The following is a 16915-nucleotide window of genomic DNA, read 5'->3' as shown; positions in this document are numbered from 1 at the left end:
TCTCCAAATGGAGAGCCTTCTTATTTATGCGATCACACGTTTAAACTCTATAACATTCTCACCATTTACATAGGTATAAGGAGATACAAATCCATTGGCTTCTATATCTATCAAATACTGACTCCACCATTCCATCATGCGTTTTCTCTCATATAAGTACTCTGCGACATGCGTGTAAGCACTCACCACATTATTACGTTCTTGATGACTCATTTGCTTCTCAATGGCATCACGCTGAAATAAACCACACTCACCTAGTGCAGAACGTGCCATGGCTCTAAACCCATGAAAGCAGAGTTCTTTCTGCGTGTCATAGCCCATACGCCGTAGTGCATAATTAAAAGTATTCTCACTAAGAAACGGCGCATGCTCATAAGCACTTGGAAATACAAGTTCAGAACTACAACTTAATTCTTTTACCTTAAGTAAAATTTCTACTACTGGTTCAGACAAAGGGATGATATGGGGCTCTCTCATCTTGGCACCACGGTCTGAATGTTTTACCCCACTTACAAGGTCTCGCTTAGCAGGTAGAACCCATTGCCTCTTCACCAAGTCTATTTCACCCCATCGTGCAAATCTCAACTCAGATGAGCGTATGAAGATATGTAAGCTTAGCTCCAAGCACAGCTTAGTCATCACATAGCCTGTATCAGCTCTAATCCTTTGAATTAACTCAGGCAGTCGTTGAAGTGGCAATGCTGGTCTATGATTTGTAGGGGCTGATAAATCGAGGCTCTCCATTTCTCTTGCATGGTTTACCTCTATGTAACCATACTGAACTGCATAACTAAAAATGAGTACAAGGTCAGCTCTAATCCTTTGAGCATTATCAGCACTCTTCTCATAGATATGGTTTAAAACCAAACGCAGGTCTTTAGGTCTAATCTCATCTATGCAGCGTGAACCTAACATTGGAAACAGATGGTTTTCAAGTTTACGAATGCGCTTATGCTTGGTGTGTTCTTCTAATGGTTTCCGCTTAGCGTACTGTTCAAGCCATGCTCTTGATATTACTTCTAATGAGTTAACTGCTCTGGAGGCATGCTCTCCTCGACCAAAAACTTCATCGAGTTCTTTACCTTCAGCTATAGCTCTCTTGTACTCTACTCGCCTCTCTCGAGCGAATGCTAAAGTGATTTCAGGAAAAGTGCCTAGCTTTAATTTGTGAACTTTACCGAAGTTGTCTTTTATTCGAAGCATCCAAGTTTTTGTACCTGAAGAGCGTATAACCAAGTAGAGACCATCACCATCAAATAGGTTGTATTCTTTTTCTATTGGTTTCGCTTTTTCAACTTGTGAAGCTGTTAGGGGTTTAATTGTTCTAGCCATGAGATTCCATAATGAGTACCCAAACCAAATTCAGGTACTCATTCGGGTACTCATTTTCCGAAGTGACCACCTAAAAAGTGGCTTATGTAATCTCAAAGATGCAGACTAGAATTTCATGCAAGCATTTGTTTTTATGCAATAAAAAACCCCTTGAGTCTGTATATGCTCAAGGGGTTTCCTTTTCATCTGGTCCCGAGGGTCGGACTCGAACCGACACGTCATCTCTGACAGCGGATTTTGAGTCCGCCGCGTCTACCAATTTCACCACCTCGGGTAGGTGTTGATGCGTATATTAACCTGTTTAAAAAACTTGTCAACGCCAAACCCTCACACTTGGTTACTTTTGCAACAGTAATGGTTTTTTAGATTCTTATTTAACCAATTTCGACTAAAAAAATAAAAAAAGCATATACTACAGGCAGTTTTTTTAGCGAAATGTGTCATGCAACTTTCTGACTTCAATTTTGATCTCCCTGATGAGCTGATTGCTCGATACCCTTTAGATACCCGCAGTGCATCCCGCTTGCTGCATTTAGATGCACAAGGTCAGTATCACGATCATCAATTTACCGATATTCTAGATTTACTCGATGCTGGTGATTTGCTGATCTTGAATGATACCAAAGTCATGAAAGCGCGACTAAAAGGGAAACGTGCCACAGGCGGAGCTGTTGAAGTTCTGGTTGAGCGTCTGCAAGATACCCATATCGCACATTGCCATATTAAAGCCAGCAATTCACCGAAAGCGGGTGCAGATCTATTTATTGGTGCAGAAGAAATTAAAGTCACAGTTCAAGGTCGCCATGAGAATCTGTTTATTGTTGAATTTTCTCAACCGATTCTAGATGTCTTGGATCGCTGCGGTCAGTTACCGATTCCCCCGTATTTCAACCGTGAAGCGGAAGCGATTGATACTGAACGTTATCAAACGGTATTTAATGATCCAACCAAGCTTGCGAGCGTTGCAGCACCAACAGCCAGCTTGCACTTTGATCAAGCTTTACTGGAAAAACTTGAAGCCAAAGGCATCAGCAAAGCTTTTGTGACCCTTCACGTGGGTGCGGGAACATTCCTGCCTGTGCGTACCGATGATATTGCCAACCATATCATGCACAGTGAATGGTGTGATGTCCCTGCCCATACGGTTGAACTGATTCGTCAAACCAAAGCGCGTGGCAATAAAGTGATTGCAGTCGGCACCACCGCAACCCGTGCCGTGGAAAGTGCAGCACAAGCACATGGTGGAGAACTGGCGGCTTGGGTGGGCGACACACAAATTTTTATTTATCCGGGTTATGACTTTAAAGTGGTCGACCGTTTAATTACCAACTTCCATCTGCCAGAATCAACCTTGTTAATGTTGGTTTCTGCACTGTCTAATCGCGACAATATTCTGAATGCCTATCAACATGCAGTTGCTGCACAATATCGCTTTTTCAGCTACGGCGATGCAATGTTGATTGACCGCTTTACAGGATAATCACGCCAAGGATCGTTTTCCCTTATGCCGCTCGAGACTGTGCAACATTCCATTCATATCCGCCGAAAAAAAAACAAGGCGGTGTTTCACAATATCGCACGGCTTTGGGATGTGGGACGGCAAGCCCAGAGCCATCAACAAATTCTTGATGGCTTACATCCTTGGAATGCACCGATCACCTTAAAATTTGATAATGCACTGCCCATTTTACTTGGGATGACAGGTGCCGTCTTAAGCTTCGCTATTCTGATAGAACCCACTAGTCTGTGGGCTCAAAGTTGTTTGTTTTTCGGCATACTGATGCTGTTTTGGGCCTTTATCTGTTATGAAAATGATGACCCAATTGAAGAAGTCATCGACTATCTAGAACAGCAAACCATTGCACAAAAATATCAGTTGGCTTACCACCGCCAACCGCAACATATATCGATTCCCTTAAACCCAGTCTTATTTATTGCACACTTAAAACGTTTATTTCCCTTGTTTGATCAAGGTTCAGTGGCCAATGATTTTCCTATCTATGCCAGTACAGTGTGGATGGATGAGCAGCATAAAGTGCATCAGGTTTTAGTTTTTCAATATCATTTTGTCAATGAAATCCGAATGAAAGACAAAGATGGCAATCAAGTTAAAGTTCAAGAAGTTCATCGTGATTTATGGGGCGTTTTTGTCTTTGACATTGAAATGCCTGGATTAGCGATTACCACTGCGAGTAAATCCTTTGGCTACCCCTATTCATTTGCTTGGCATACCAGTGATATTCAGACCAACCAACGATTGAAAATATATGGGTGCGATCAGATGCAACTGGCGAAAATGCTGACGCCTGCAACCGTTCTACGCATCGCGGATTTTTTCCAGTATCGTTCTGGCGACCTTCTGTTCCATCCTGAAAGTAATGTCCTGTGCTATCTTGGACCGCATGATTTGTTTAAAATTTCCAGCAAAGCGGAAAATATTCAAGATATTTCCAGTTTGCGTGGTCACTTACGCACGTTTAAACTACCTCATCTAGAACAGTTAAAATCTGATTTATTACAGTTTTTAAAATAACATTCATAACACTACATAGACACTTAGGGGCACAGCATGGGGCTTTTTATTTTTCTGTTGCTGATTATCTTGGCGATTGTGGCGACCATTTGGATTCGTAACAATATTGTCCGTCATTACAATGCCACCATTCGTGCGTGGTCTGATGTGGCCAGTTATGAGCGCCAAAAAATCAAAATTTTAGATGCCCTCACCCCATTGGTTGAACAATATTCTAGCTTTGAAAAAGGCACACTGGAAAAAGTGACTGAACTGCGCCAGAACATTCTAAATCTAAATCTGAATAATGCCGATGTCTCTCAGTTACAACACATTGAAAACCTGAATAAAGAGCTGATGCGCAGTCTCAATGTGGTGGTCGAAAACTATCCCGAACTAAAAGCCAATGAAATTTATCTCAAAATGATGAATGAAATTGAAGAACAGAATGAAAATGTCGGTGCCGCGATTACCATTTTTAATCGCAATGTCGAATTATTTAACAACCATATTCAAGTTTTCCCCAACAATATCGTCAATACCATGACCATAGGTAAAAAAGCTATTCGTCCATTCCGCGACCATATCGCGATGCAAAATTTTGATTATCGTCCAAATTTTTAAGACTGAAACGAAAAAGCCCGATCACAGCGTCTATCTGTAATCGGGCTAAAATAGCGGACCATTAAGACAAATAACGAACCTGATTACGCCCTTCGGTTTTGGCTTGATACAACAATTGATCTGCTGACTGTAAAAAGCTCGAAACATTTAAATACTGCTGAGTCGCACCATGGGTATTGACCCCGATACTCACCGTCACATCCGCCAACTGATCTGAGGCTACACTTGGAATCGTCAAATGCGGAACCGCTTTACGGAAACGTTCAGCCAACATGACCGCATCCTCCAAAGTGGTTTCCGGCAAAATCACCACAAACTCTTCCCCACCAAACCGTGCCACAAAGTCATAGGCACGACTGAACATGGTCTTCAAGAGTTGAGCCACAGCAATTAAGCACTGATCGCCCTGCAAATGCCCATGCACATCGTTATATTGCTTAAAGTGGTCAATATCAATAAACAATACCGACAATGGCCGCTGGTTACGCTGGGCACGCTTAAACTCATGCTCGATACGTTCATTCAGTGCTTTACGATTAGCTACTTGAGTCAAGGCATCTTGCAATAATAATTCCTGATTCTTTTTATTCAGTTCCTCAAGCTCGAGTTCCATGTGCTTGCGTTCAGAAATATCAAACATGAAGCCAATAATGGCAATGGTTCGGCCTTGCTCGCGGATAACATGCACCACATCGCGGATCCAGACATACCCACCATCTTGAGTTAAGGCACGATAATCCGCTTCATGATCTGTGCCTTCATCAGACAAATGAATACACATCCCCACCGTTTTTTCTCGGTCATCGGGATGCATCCGATCTATCCAATCCTGTGCCGATTTCCAGCTGTCTTGCGGCCATCCCAGCAATGTTTCAATTTGCGGTCCAATATAACTAAATTCTTTGGTCTCCCAATTTATTTGCCATGGTATTGCATTGGTCGTTTCAAGCAGTGTTTTATAAAACTCCCACTCTTTAAGCTCACTCATACCCCCACCCCTAGGAACACATTTTCAGTATAAAAAAGCAGTAAATACTAAAGTTATGCTTATTTTAATCACTATTTGTGGGTAAAAAAGAAACAAAACATTACCAAACAAGATTTTATGTGACACAAATCACAACAGCTCTAAATTTTTTATTTTTTGTTGCACATCTGATTTAACAGATCAATACATCACAAAACTGGCGTTTAGTCGCAGAATCAAGGAAAATAGCCCTCTTTTTAGCTCGAACAATCAGCGAACTGTTTTTTCGCCTTGATTTGGAATTTGTATGAAGTTTGAAAAACTAGCGCAGTCAGGGCGTGCTCGCCGTGGCCGCTTAACGCTGGAACATGGCGTGGTAGAGACACCGGTGTTTATGCCTGTCGGGACCTATGGCACTGTAAAAGGCATGTTGCCGCGAGATGTCGAAGACATCCAAGCACAAATTATTTTAGGCAATACCTTTCACCTTTATTTGCGTCCGGGTCTAGACGTGATTGAAGCGCATGGTGGCTTACATGAGTTCATGAAATGGGATAAACCTATTTTAACCGACTCAGGCGGCTTTCAAGTTTTTAGTCTAGGTGCAATGCGCAAGATTAAAGAAGAAGGCGTGACCTTCCGCTCACCGATTGATGGCTCTAAAGTGTTCTTGTCTCCTGAAATTTCAATGGAGATTCAAAAGACCCTAAATTCAGACATCGTCATGATTTTTGATGAGTGTACCCCTTATCCTGCAACCCATGAAGAAGCGCAAAAATCATTACAGCTTTCTTTACGTTGGGCAAAGCGTTGTAAAACCCATCACCATGATGAGTTAAAAAATAACAATGCCTTGTTTGGTATTATTCAAGGCGGTATGTATGAAGACCTCCGCGAAGAATCTTTAACTGGCTTGCTCGACATTGGTTTTGACGGTTATGCCATTGGCGGTTTATCCGTGGGTGAGCCGAAAGAAGAGATGATCAAAGTCCTAGATTATCTACCTGTAAAAATGCCTGCGGATAAACCACGCTACCTCATGGGCGTCGGTAAACCGGAAGACATCGTTGAAGGGATCCGTCGTGGCGTGGATATGTTTGACTGCGTGATGCCAACCCGTAATGCACGTAATGGACATTATTTTGTCACTGATGGTCTAGTCCGTATCCGTAACAGTAAGTACCGTCATGACCAGCAACCGCTTGATCCGCATTGTGATTGCTACACGTGCAAAAACTTCACGCGTGCCTACTTATTCCATTTAGAAAAATGTGGCGAGATGTTGGGCTCAATGCTCGGTACCATTCATAACCTGCGTTACTACCAACGCTTCACTCAAGATATTCGAAATGCCCTTGATAACGGGACTTTTGATGCCTTTGTGGAAGACTTTTACCAACGTCGTGGTCTAGAAGTACCACCTTGTCCGCAAGATTAATTCTTTCAGCATTTGCGCTGAAGAAAAAGACAAGGTAAATTGCTGATCAAGTCTTTTTTATTATCAAATTGATACCAATTTTATTGTTTAGGAAATTGAAATGAGCCTTTTTATTTCTACTGCTCACGCGGCAGGTGAAGCTGCACAACAACCTAGCCTGATGGCTAACTTACTCATGATTGCGGTATTCGTCGCAATTTTCTACTTCCTCATTTGGCGTCCACAATCGAAGCGTGCTAAAGAGCATCGTTCTTTAGTCGAAAGCTTAGGTGTAGGCAGTGAAGTTGTCTTTGCTGGCGGCTTAATGGGTAAAATTACTAAAATTGAAGGTGATTTTGCAGTGGTTGAGTTAAACCGCGGTGTAGAAGTAAAAATTCAACGCGCAAGTGTGATTTCAGTTCTTCCTGAAGGCACATTAAATAACCTTTAATCAAAAAATAGTCGTGCACCTCGCACGACTTTTTCATTTTAAGAAGAAAACAAATGCGTTACCCAGCATGGAAATATCTACTGATTCTTGTTGTTCTTGTTATCAGTACATTATATGCCCTGCCAAGTTTGTATCCTGATGAACCTGCTGTTCAAATTTCAGGTGCCAAAGCTGGTACTCAAATTGACCAAAGCATCATACAAAAAGCAGAGCAAATTTTAAAAAGCGAAAATATTGCAACGCATGACAACAGCTTTACCAATAATGCCGCATTACTTCGTCTTGATTCATCTGAAGCTCAGTTAAAGGCCAAAGATGCATTACGCCGTGGTCTGGGCGACAATTACGTTGTCGCATTAAACCTTGCGCCAACCACACCGGAGTGGTTGCAAAAAATTGGTGCAAAACCAATGAAGCTTGGTTTGGACTTACGTGGCGGTGTTCACTTCCTACTTGAAGTGGATATGGACAAAGCCATTAGTCAGCGTATGGAAACCTCTGCAACCGATCTACGTCGCCAATTGCGTGATAATAAATTGAAATTCAATAGTCTTTCATTGAATAACAATACCATCACCCTGCAATTTGCCAACAACACAGACCGTGATGCAGTGATGGATTTCTTGCGTAGCAATAATACTGAATTTGCTCAGCAAGCTGTTGCAACGGATACTGGCGCCAGCTTGCGCCTGACCTATACCGATGCGCGCAAACAGGAAATTCAATCCTATGCGGTCAATCAGAACTTAACCACGCTACGTAACCGTATTAATGAGTTAGGTGTTGCAGAAGCCTTGGTACAAACCCAAGGGAATAACCGTATTGTGGTTGAACTCCCAGGTGTACAGGATACGGCTGAAGCAAAACGTGTTCTAGGACGTACTGCAAACCTCGAATTCCGTCTTGTATCTGACCAAAATGACCAATATATCGATCCGTATACGGGTAAATCCAATGGTCAACCACTCCCTCCTGATACAGAGGTATTTGCTTACCAGTCATTAGACAGTGGTCGTGAATTACTCTTGAACCGTAACCGTATTCTTACCGGTGAACGTGTTCAAAATGCCTCTTCTGGCTTTAGCCAAGACACAGGTGGTGCTGAAGTTAATATTACCCTCGACAGTGCGGGCGGTAAGTTAATGGCGGATGCAACGCGTAATGCTGTTGGCAAACGTATGGCCGTGTTGTTTATTGAAAATAAACAGAAGATCAACTACGTCACTGACCCGAAAACTGGCGCACAAACTGAAGTTCGTACACCATATGCAGAGTCTGTGGTCATTAATGCTGCGACCATTCAGGCGGTACTGGGCTCTCAATTCCGTATCACGGGTCTAGATTCGCCACAAGAAGCGGCTGAATTGGCATTGATGTTACGTGCAGGTGCCTTGGCTGCACCAATGTACTTTGTGGAAGAACGTGTCGTTGGTCCGAGTCTGGGTCAAGAAAACATTGACAAAGGCGTGTTATCAACACAAATCGGCTTCTTACTCGTGGCAATCTGGATGGTGGTGTTCTTCCGTCTGTTCGGCTTAATCGCGAATTTCGCCCTAGTATTCAACTTGGCCATGATTTTAACCGTCATGTCTTGGATTGGAGCTTCCCTGACCTTGCCGGGTATTGCGGGTATCGTCATCACCATTGGTATGGCGGTCGATGCCAACGTTCTGATCTGTGAGCGAATACGGGAGGAAATCAAATGGGGGGCTTCTCCGAAGCAAGCCATTATTGCAGGTTATGACCGAGCCTATAACACCATTTTAGACTCGAACTTGACCACCTTCTTGGTTGCTTTCATTCTCTTTGCTATCGGTACAGGTCCAATTAAAGGCTTTGCTGTAACCTTGATGATCGGTATTATCTGCTCGATGTTTACTGCCATTACAGTTACACGTGCAATTGTCCAGCTCATTTATGGCAAAAAACGCGACTTGAAAAAGTTGAGCATTTAAGGAGATCAATGATGACTGACATGACTCAACCTAATTCAAAACAATATGGTCGCCCAGATGATGAAAAAGTAATTCACTTTATGAAAATTGCCAAACCAGCGGCAATTTTCTCCATCATTCTGACCATTGCCAGTATTTTCTTTATTGTGACCCGTGGTCTGAACTTAGGCTTGGACTTTACAGGTGGTATTTCTGCCGAGTTGAACTATGCGCAGCCAGCCAATCAGGCCGCTGTGGTACAAGCTTTGGAACAAGCAGGTTTCCAAGATGCTGTTGTGCAGACGCTAGGCAGTAACAAAGACCTTCTGGTGCGTATGCCTCCGCAAGAACTGGCGGTAGACGACCTGAATAATGCCATCACCAAAGCGGCTCAGCTGCCGAATAATACCGTAACGGTACACAAGGTCGATGTGGTGGGTGGACAGGTCGGAAACGAGCTGTATGTGCGTTCTGCGGGTGCTGTAGCGCTTGCCCTCATCCTGATGCTGATTTACGTCACCATTCGCTTTGAGTTCAAGCTGGCGATGGGTGCGGTACTGTCGTTATTCCACGACGTGGTGGTAACCATTGGTATTTTCGCCATGATGCAGTGGCCATTTGACTTAACCGTGTTGGCAGCTGTATTGGCACTGATCGGTTTCTCACTCAACGATAACATCGTAGTATCCGACCGTATTCGTGAAAACTTCCGTAAGATTCGCGGTGCAGAGCCACTGGAAATCGTCAATATTGCCTTGACTGAAACCTTGCGTCGTACCATCCATACCTCTATGACCCTATTACTGGTCGTCGTCGCAATGATGATTTTAGGTGGTGATGGACTGAAGTGGTTCTCAATTGCCATGTTCATTGGTGTATTTGTCGGGACATATTCTTCAATTTATATTGGTACTGCATTTGCACTATGGCGTGGTCTCAACCGCCAAGACTTTATTGTGCAAGTCAAACCTGAGTTTGATGAGGAAGAAATTCCTTAATCCCTAAACAATAGACTCAAGCCAAAGCTCATCCTCGGATGGGCTTTTTTAATGCTGCCTGATTTGAATCTGTGGCCACTGAAAACCCCTACAACTCGGTTCTGCCCGCCAAGCCACGGTTAACATCAGGTGTCCTAAATCATAATTCTGATAAGCAAAATGACCAATCGCTGGATGCTGGCACATTCCCCCCAACTGGTTTGGATGTAACTGTGTATTCAACTCATTTAAACTTAAACGAATCCCGAGTCCTGATGCTTTTAATACCGCTTCTTTGGTGGTCCAGACTTTGAACCAATATTCTGCGGAATAATCAGAAGCAGCCCACGCCTTGAGCTCATCGGCATGAAAGGCATGCTGTGCCAGTGCCTCAAAACGTACCGCTCGATCTAAATCTTCAACATCCACCCCAATATGCTCGAGATTGCTACTATACGCCAAGGCATAGTGCTTTCGGCTATGGCTGTGATTAAAGGCAAGCTCAGGGTGAGCACTCAGATAAGGCTTCCCAAATTCAGTCTTGGCAAAATCAGCATTTTCAATCTCGCCTTGTACATGCTGCGCCAACAACTGATTGCGAAACTGGTAGATGGCCTGTTTCTGTTGTTGCATTTTCTCTTTTCGATCTAAATGTTCAGGCAACTGAACCAGTTGTTCCAAACGGCTCACCTCGATCCGAATCCATTTCGCCACAGTAGACCTCTCCCCTTGCTTTGTTGCCCATTCTAAAATAGTTCAAGTGATAAACCCAAAAGAAAAAGCCCAAAGCTAACTTTGGGCTGATCTATTCTTGCAGTCAGTTTCAGCTTAACGCTTAAATTTCTTCTCTGCTTTTTTGAACTTCTGAACATAACGACGTTTACGTGCAGCAGTACGTTCATCCACTTGTGACTTACGCCCTTCAAATGGGTTTTCAGAAGTTTTAAACTCAATACGCACAGGCGTACCTTCCAGTTTGTAGACACGACGGAAGACATTCTCAAGATAACGACGGTAATCCGCAGGGGTTTTATCCACTTTGTTTCCGTGAATTACGATCGTTGGTGGATTTTGTCCACCCATATGCGCATAACGCATTTTAATACGACGACCGCCCACCATTGGTGGTTGATGTGCTTCCACAGCATCGCTCAAAATTTGCGTGATTTTGGCAGGTGAAACTTTCAAATGTGAAGATTCATAAGCACGGTGGATTGATGGGTACATTTCCCCTACACCCGTACCATGCAGTGCAGAAATTAAGTGGATTTTTGCCCAAGGAATAAAATCAAAACGACGTTCAACATCTAGCTTACATTGCTTACGATCATACTCAGACATGTTGTCCCATTTGTTGATCGCAATCACCATGGCACGCCCTGCTTCTAAGGCATAACCAATCAAGTGTAAATCTTGCTCTACAATACCTTCACGAGCATCCACCACAACCACAACCACATGTGCATCTTTCATCGCTTGCAAGGTTTTTACAATCGAGAATTTCTCGATCATTTCATCGACCTTACCTTTACGACGTACACCCGCAGTATCAATCAGCGTATATTGACGACCATCACGCTCGAAAGGGATATAAATCGAGTCACGCGTCGTACCTGGCTGGTCAAATGCCACCACACGCTCTTCACCCAATAAACGGTTCACAAGCGTTGATTTACCCACGTTAGGACGACCAATAATGGCGAGACGTAAGCCTGTGTTTTTGTCATGCTCTTCTGGATTTTCATCTTCAGGCACATCTGCCAACACATCTTCCAGCATTTGCTGCACGCCACGACCATGACTTGCAGCCACTTGCAATGGCTCGCCCATGCCAAGTTTATAGAACTCTACCAGAGCAGCCTCGGCATGCACGCCATCCACTTTGTTGGCAACAAGGAAGACTTTTTTACCTAAAGTACGCAGTTCACGTGCAATTTGTTCGTCAGAAGCCAATAAGCCTGCACGTGCATCCACGACAAATACAATGATATCAGCCTCATGAATCGCAGTTTTAGACTGCTCTGCCATGTAGGAGTCAATACCACCTTCATTTTCGCCGATACCACCAGTGTCGACCACAATGAAGGATTTATTTTGATAAACAGCATCGCCATATTTACGGTCGCGCGTCAGACCAGCGAAGTCAGCCACCAAAGCATCACGGCTTTTGGTAATCTGGTTAAATAGGGTTGATTTTCCGACGTTCGGACGACCAATGAGCGCAATTACGGGTTTCATAGTTTAACCTTTATTCAAGATCAGCCAGTAGGACTGGTCTGAACATCAGAAAAATGGAAGAATTTAAAAAATGCTAAATAAAACACGGGGCATTGAACTTTCTCAAATACCCCGTGTTTAAAAAAATACGGATTTGGCTTAGTTTAACATAAGGCAGACAAAAATTAACGGTTCTGCCAAACGCTAAATGTACCCTTACGTGTCGCTACAGTAAGTTGACCTTCGATAACACGTAATGTACGCACTGCACCACTGGTTTTGGCACGACCAATCAATTGTCCAGAATTTGGATCTATCAGATGGAGTACACCATCCAAATCACCAACCACTAGGTCTTGACCAAACATGACTGGATTGCTCAGCTCCCGATTTAAAAGCTGTTCATTTTGCCAGAGTTGTTGACCTGTGCTCAGATCATAAGCAGCGAGTTTACCATCGACTTGAGCAACAAACACTTTATTGTCTGCCACTTCAGGACGTTTAGTACTGCTCGCATCTTCACTCCAAATCACTTGTTGTGAAGCTAAATCTGTCGCAGTCACTTGCCCTTGGAAGCTGGTGGTCACTAAAAGCTGACCAGCAACCACAGGATCACCATCTACGTCATTTAAGCGCTGAATATCTGAACGTCCATCGCTGACCGCTACACGGCGTTGCATGCGCGGTACACCGCTTAGAATATCTAAAGCATAGACATAGGCGTTGGCAGAAGACACCAATACGGTACGACCATCAATCGCAACAGGAGTCGATGTGCCACGCAGACTAAACTGGACATTCGGTAAATCGTAGCTCCAGACTTGCTGACCCGTCTCTAGGTCATGCGCATAGACCGTACCATCATTGCCGACCGTCACGACACGCCCTGACTGCACCAATGAAGGTGCTAGAATCGCTCCGGTTAACTGTGCAGTCCACTTTTGCTCGCCTGTTGCTTCGTCCAGCGCAAACAATTGACCTTTATGATTACCAACAATCACCATGCCATCTTTGGCTTCAACACCAGAGCTTAGACCCTGTTTGGAGACTTTTTTGCTCCAAACTTTGTCCTTACCGCGATAAGCAGTCACTTCACCTTTCGGATCCGCAATAAAAATCACACCATTATCAATATCGAGTTGTAAACGCAGTGGATCGGCATCTGACGTCGATGAAACACTTTGTGAAAAGACGGCTGCCAGACTTTTCGATTGTTCAAGTTTAGGTAATGGACTTGGTTTTGCATCTTCAACTTTAATCTTGTTACTTGAGCAACCCACTAAGGCAAGCGTCAAAATTGTTAGTGCAAACGGTATTTTATATTTTCTATCCATTAAGACTCATCCACTTGTGTTTCTAGAATTGGGCGTTCGATTTCAGGATCATCCACTAAAATGCCAACACTTTCGAGTTTAATTTGTAAAATTTGACGCTCTTGTTTACGCTCAACCAATGCATCCCATGCACTTTGATACGCTTTTTTTGCATTTTCTACATCATTCTTCGCCACGTAAACATCGCCACGCGCTTCATCTGCTGTTGCTTTAAAAGCCGGATCGGTCACTAGGGATAAAGACTTCAGGGCATCATCAAATTTATTCTGGGCTAACTGAGCATAGCCCAAACGCAGCTTGATAAGTTGCGTTAAGCCTTCGTCTTTCACTTTAGAGTTTTCCACCTTTTTCAAGGCTTTCTCAGCACCCGCATAATCGCCATTGTCATAAGCCAATTTCGCCATCACAAATTGGGTCTGAATTGCCTGCGTAGAATCAGGATCATCTTTGACAATTTTATCTGCGGCTTCGGTCAACTCAGTCATCGCATTCGGATTGCCTTGCACACTACGCGCATCATCCATTAATTGCTGGACTTTTGCCGTTTGCATTTGCGACTCTGCCAAATTTTTCTTTTGCCAATATTCCCAACCGAAAAAGGCAATCAACGCAATTAAAATCCCACTAATCATGGCAGAACCATATTTTTTCGTGAATGATTTTAAACTCTCAAGTTGTTCTTCTTCACTTAATGATGCGCTCATCAGACTACCCTTTTCCTGAATGTTATTTGACTCTTATTTTGAAGAAAATTTTTCGATGAAGAATGGTACCACATCGGCAATCGCAACTTCTGACTGCTCTGCAGTAGCCAGTGTTTTAACCGCAAACTGCTGTGCATCCCACTCACGCTCACCCAAGATCAAGGCATACACTGCACCCGATTGATCCGCCTTTTTCATTTGGCTTTTCATTGAACCTTGAGAGCCCACTTTTAAACGTAATGGACTTTGCGCTGCTTCTAATTGGTTACGGATTTTTTCTGCCAAAACCAAAGCTTTACCTTGAGAGGCTGGATCTGCCACCAAGAAAATTTCGCAATCGCGCACTGGAGCCGCCTCTTCCACTTGTTCAAGTAGAAGTAATAAACGTTCCATGCCCATAGCAAAACCAACCGCTGGCACAGACTGATCGGCCTTGCCTTTCAATTGTCCAACCAAACCATCATAACGACCGCCTGCACAGACTGTCCCTTGCGAACCTAAATGGGTCGTGGTCCACTCAAAGACGGTTTTGTTGTAGTAATCTAGACCACGCACCAATTTCTGGTTAATCACAAACTCCACACCTGCATCAGTAAGATACTGTTGTAATTGGGCAAAATGCTGCATAGTGTCTTCTTTCATGAAGTCATGCAGTTTTGGCGCATTTTCCAGAATCTGTTGGGTACGTGCATCTTTTGAATCGAGGATACGCAACGGATTAGTGGTTAAACGACGTTGAGAATCTTCATCCAACTCATCTTTATGTGCCGTTAAAAACTCAACCAAAGCAGCGCGATATTCAGCACGTTCATCCGTTTCCCCCAAAGTATTGAGTTCCAAACGTACTTTATCGGCAACCTCCATGCGTTTCCATAGACGTGCCGTCATCAGAATCAATTCAGCATCAATATCAGGGGTTGCCACACCAAAGGTTTCCACACCAAATTGGTGGAATTGGCGATAACGGCCTTTTTGCGGCTTTTCATAGCGGAACATTGGCCCAATATACCAGACACGTGGGGTCGCGCCGCGCAGCAAATTATGCTCAAGCATGGCACGCACACAGCCCGCAGTACCTTCAGGACGCAACGTTAACGACTCAGGTGGATTGCCTTTGTCGAAGAAAGTGTACATTTCTTTTTCGACAATATCGGTCGCATCACCAATAGCGCGTTTAAAAAGACCCGTCTGTTCAACCATCGGCAAACGGATTTGTTGATAGCCATAGGCATCCATTAACGATGCTAAATGTTGCTCTAGACGTCTCCACGCTGGTGTTTGCGTTGGAAGAATGTCATTAAAACCTTTAATTGCGACAATTGAACTCATGATGAACTACGAATGATCTCTTTAGATTTAGCTTCTTCAAGCTCTTGAACACGTTGACGAACCATTGTTTCGATTTCATCAACCAACTGTTTGGTATCAATTAAATGGCTTTTTTCGCCATTACGATACACAAGTGAACGTGGACTAGCCCCTACCACGCCAATATCGGCCTCTTTGGCTTCGCCTGGACCATTGACTTTACAGCCAATGACGGATACGTCCATTGGGGTGCGAATGTCTTCCAAACGTTCTTCGAGGTCTTGCATGACTTTAATCACGTTAAATTCTTGACGTGAACAACTCGGGCAGGCAATAAAATTAATGCCATTTGAGCGCAAACCCAATGATTTTAAAATATCAAAACCGATTTTGACTTCTTCTTCTGGTTCTGCCGCCAAGGAAATACGCATGGTATCGCCAATGCCCTCCATCAACAGACCACCCAAAGCAATCGCCGATTTTACGGAACCGGTACGGTAAATCCCTGCTTCGGTCACCCCTAAGTGTAAGGGGTTATCAATTTGTTGAGACAGTAAACGGTAAGCATCCATGGTTAAAAACACATTTGAAGCTTTTACCGATACCTTAAACTCATGGAAGTTTAAACGGTCTAAAATATCAATATGGCGCATTGCAGATTCAAGTAGTGCTTGACCTGTCGGTTCACCATATTTTTTTTGAATATCTTTTTCTAAAGAACCCGCATTTACCCCAATCCGCATAGAAATATCATGATGACGTGCCGCTGCAACCACTTCACGAATTTTGGCTTCAGAACCGATATTGCCCGGATTAATGCGTAAACAATCCGCCCCCATATCTGCCACTTTCAATGCGATTTTATAATCGAAATGAATATCTGCAACCAATGGCACTTGAACGCGCTTACGGATTTCACCGAAGGCTTCCGCAGCTTCCATCGATGGCACAGAAACCCGCATAATGTCAGCACCAGCATCTGCACAGCGTTGAATCTGCGCGACTGTAGCATCAACATCACAGGTTTCCGTATTGGTCATACTTTGAATACTGATCGGGGCGTCGCCTCCGACGTAAACAGAACCCACACGAATTTTGCGGGTAGGACGGCGTTTAATCGGGTTTACAATCATGATTA

The 16915-nt window shown here is 43.7% G+C and carries 15 protein-coding genes and 1 tRNA gene; 7 read left to right on the top strand and 9 right to left on the bottom strand.

All coding sequences use genetic code 11. The features are described 5' to 3' along the window. Positions 1 to 24 precede the first annotated feature (24 nt). Positions 25 to 1332: a tyrosine-type recombinase/integrase gene (locus AC6CHI_RS11135; protein WP_498121310.1), complete on the bottom strand. Its 1308-nt coding sequence runs from the start codon at positions 1330 to 1332 to the stop codon at positions 25 to 27. A gap of 187 nt (positions 1333 to 1519) precedes the next feature. Next, a tRNA-Leu gene (locus AC6CHI_RS11130) sits at positions 1520 to 1606 on the bottom strand. A 168-nt stretch (positions 1607 to 1774) separates the two neighbouring features. On the opposite strand from AC6CHI_RS11130, the gene queA reads away from it, so the two are divergent. Genes queA through AC6CHI_RS11115 form a run of 3 tightly spaced genes read left to right on the top strand, consistent with a single transcriptional unit; the run spans position 1775 to position 4468 of the window. Further along, the gene (queA, locus tag AC6CHI_RS11125) at positions 1775 to 2812 is read left to right on the top strand and encodes a tRNA preQ1(34) S-adenosylmethionine ribosyltransferase-isomerase QueA (protein WP_498121308.1); all 1038 of its coding nucleotides are present in this window, start codon (positions 1775 to 1777) and stop codon (positions 2810 to 2812) included. Positions 2813 to 2836: 24 nt separating this feature from the next. Beyond that, entirely contained in the window at positions 2837 to 3865 is a 1029-nt protein-coding gene (locus tag AC6CHI_RS11120) for a hypothetical protein (protein WP_498121306.1), read from the top strand. A gap of 36 nt (positions 3866 to 3901) precedes the next feature. Next, the gene (locus AC6CHI_RS11115) at positions 3902 to 4468 is read left to right on the top strand and encodes a LemA family protein (RefSeq protein WP_458892986.1); all 567 of its coding nucleotides are present in this window, start codon (positions 3902 to 3904) and stop codon (positions 4466 to 4468) included. A 61-nt stretch (positions 4469 to 4529) separates the two neighbouring features. Here the strand turns inward: AC6CHI_RS11115 and AC6CHI_RS11110 are convergent, their stop codons facing one another. Next, entirely contained in the window at positions 4530 to 5456 is a 927-nt protein-coding gene (locus AC6CHI_RS11110) for a sensor domain-containing diguanylate cyclase (RefSeq protein ID WP_498121304.1), read from the bottom strand. 286 nt (positions 5457 to 5742) lie between these two features. Between AC6CHI_RS11110 and tgt the strand changes: the two genes are divergently transcribed. From tgt to secF, 4 genes are all read left to right on the top strand, one after another. Then, a complete protein-coding gene (gene tgt, locus AC6CHI_RS11105; RefSeq protein WP_458892988.1) occupies positions 5743 to 6873 on the top strand; it encodes a tRNA guanosine(34) transglycosylase Tgt in 1131 nt (376 codons plus the stop codon). Between the two features lie 100 nt (positions 6874 to 6973). After that, a complete protein-coding gene (gene yajC / locus AC6CHI_RS11100) occupies positions 6974 to 7303 on the top strand; it encodes a preprotein translocase subunit YajC (protein WP_100242021.1) in 330 nt (109 codons plus the stop codon). A gap of 53 nt (positions 7304 to 7356) precedes the next feature. Beyond that, positions 7357 to 9258 (top strand): protein translocase subunit SecD, encoded by a 1902-nt coding sequence (gene secD, locus AC6CHI_RS11095; RefSeq protein WP_498121303.1) that lies wholly within the window; start codon positions 7357 to 7359, stop codon positions 9256 to 9258. An 8-nt stretch (positions 9259 to 9266) separates the two neighbouring features. Continuing rightward, positions 9267 to 10235 (top strand): protein translocase subunit SecF, encoded by a 969-nt coding sequence (secF, locus tag AC6CHI_RS11090; RefSeq protein ID WP_458892990.1) that lies wholly within the window; start codon positions 9267 to 9269, stop codon positions 10233 to 10235. Positions 10236 to 10283: 48 nt separating this feature from the next. On the opposite strand, the gene AC6CHI_RS11085 is transcribed toward secF, so the two are convergent. From AC6CHI_RS11085 to ispG, 6 genes are all read right to left on the bottom strand, one after another. Continuing rightward, positions 10284 to 10928: a 4'-phosphopantetheinyl transferase family protein gene (locus tag AC6CHI_RS11085; protein ID WP_498121301.1), complete on the bottom strand. Its 645-nt coding sequence runs from the start codon at positions 10926 to 10928 to the stop codon at positions 10284 to 10286. A gap of 114 nt (positions 10929 to 11042) precedes the next feature. Then, entirely contained in the window at positions 11043 to 12452 is a 1410-nt protein-coding gene (der, locus tag AC6CHI_RS11080; RefSeq protein WP_458892992.1) for a ribosome biogenesis GTPase Der, read from the bottom strand. A 164-nt stretch (positions 12453 to 12616) separates the two neighbouring features. Further along, positions 12617 to 13765, bottom strand: coding sequence for an outer membrane protein assembly factor BamB (bamB, locus tag AC6CHI_RS11075; protein ID WP_498121299.1), 1149 nt, complete (start codon positions 13763 to 13765; stop codon positions 12617 to 12619). Further along, a complete protein-coding gene (locus AC6CHI_RS11070) occupies positions 13765 to 14469 on the bottom strand; it encodes a YfgM family protein (RefSeq protein ID WP_498121298.1) in 705 nt (234 codons plus the stop codon). The genes bamB and AC6CHI_RS11070 overlap by 1 nt, the downstream gene beginning before the upstream one ends. A gap of 33 nt (positions 14470 to 14502) precedes the next feature. After that, a complete protein-coding gene (hisS, locus tag AC6CHI_RS11065) occupies positions 14503 to 15798 on the bottom strand; it encodes a histidine--tRNA ligase (protein WP_498121296.1) in 1296 nt (431 codons plus the stop codon). Beyond that, positions 15795 to 16910: a flavodoxin-dependent (E)-4-hydroxy-3-methylbut-2-enyl-diphosphate synthase gene (gene ispG, locus AC6CHI_RS11060; protein ID WP_161934347.1), complete on the bottom strand. Its 1116-nt coding sequence runs from the start codon at positions 16908 to 16910 to the stop codon at positions 15795 to 15797. Before ispG ends, hisS begins: the two co-directional genes overlap by 4 nt. Positions 16911 to 16915: the final 5 nt, after the last annotated feature.

It is taken from the genome of Acinetobacter sp. GQ146 (genome assembly GCF_059758585.1).
Note: the sequence above shows the minus strand (reverse complement) of the source record. Positions and strands in the feature narration are given on the sequence as shown.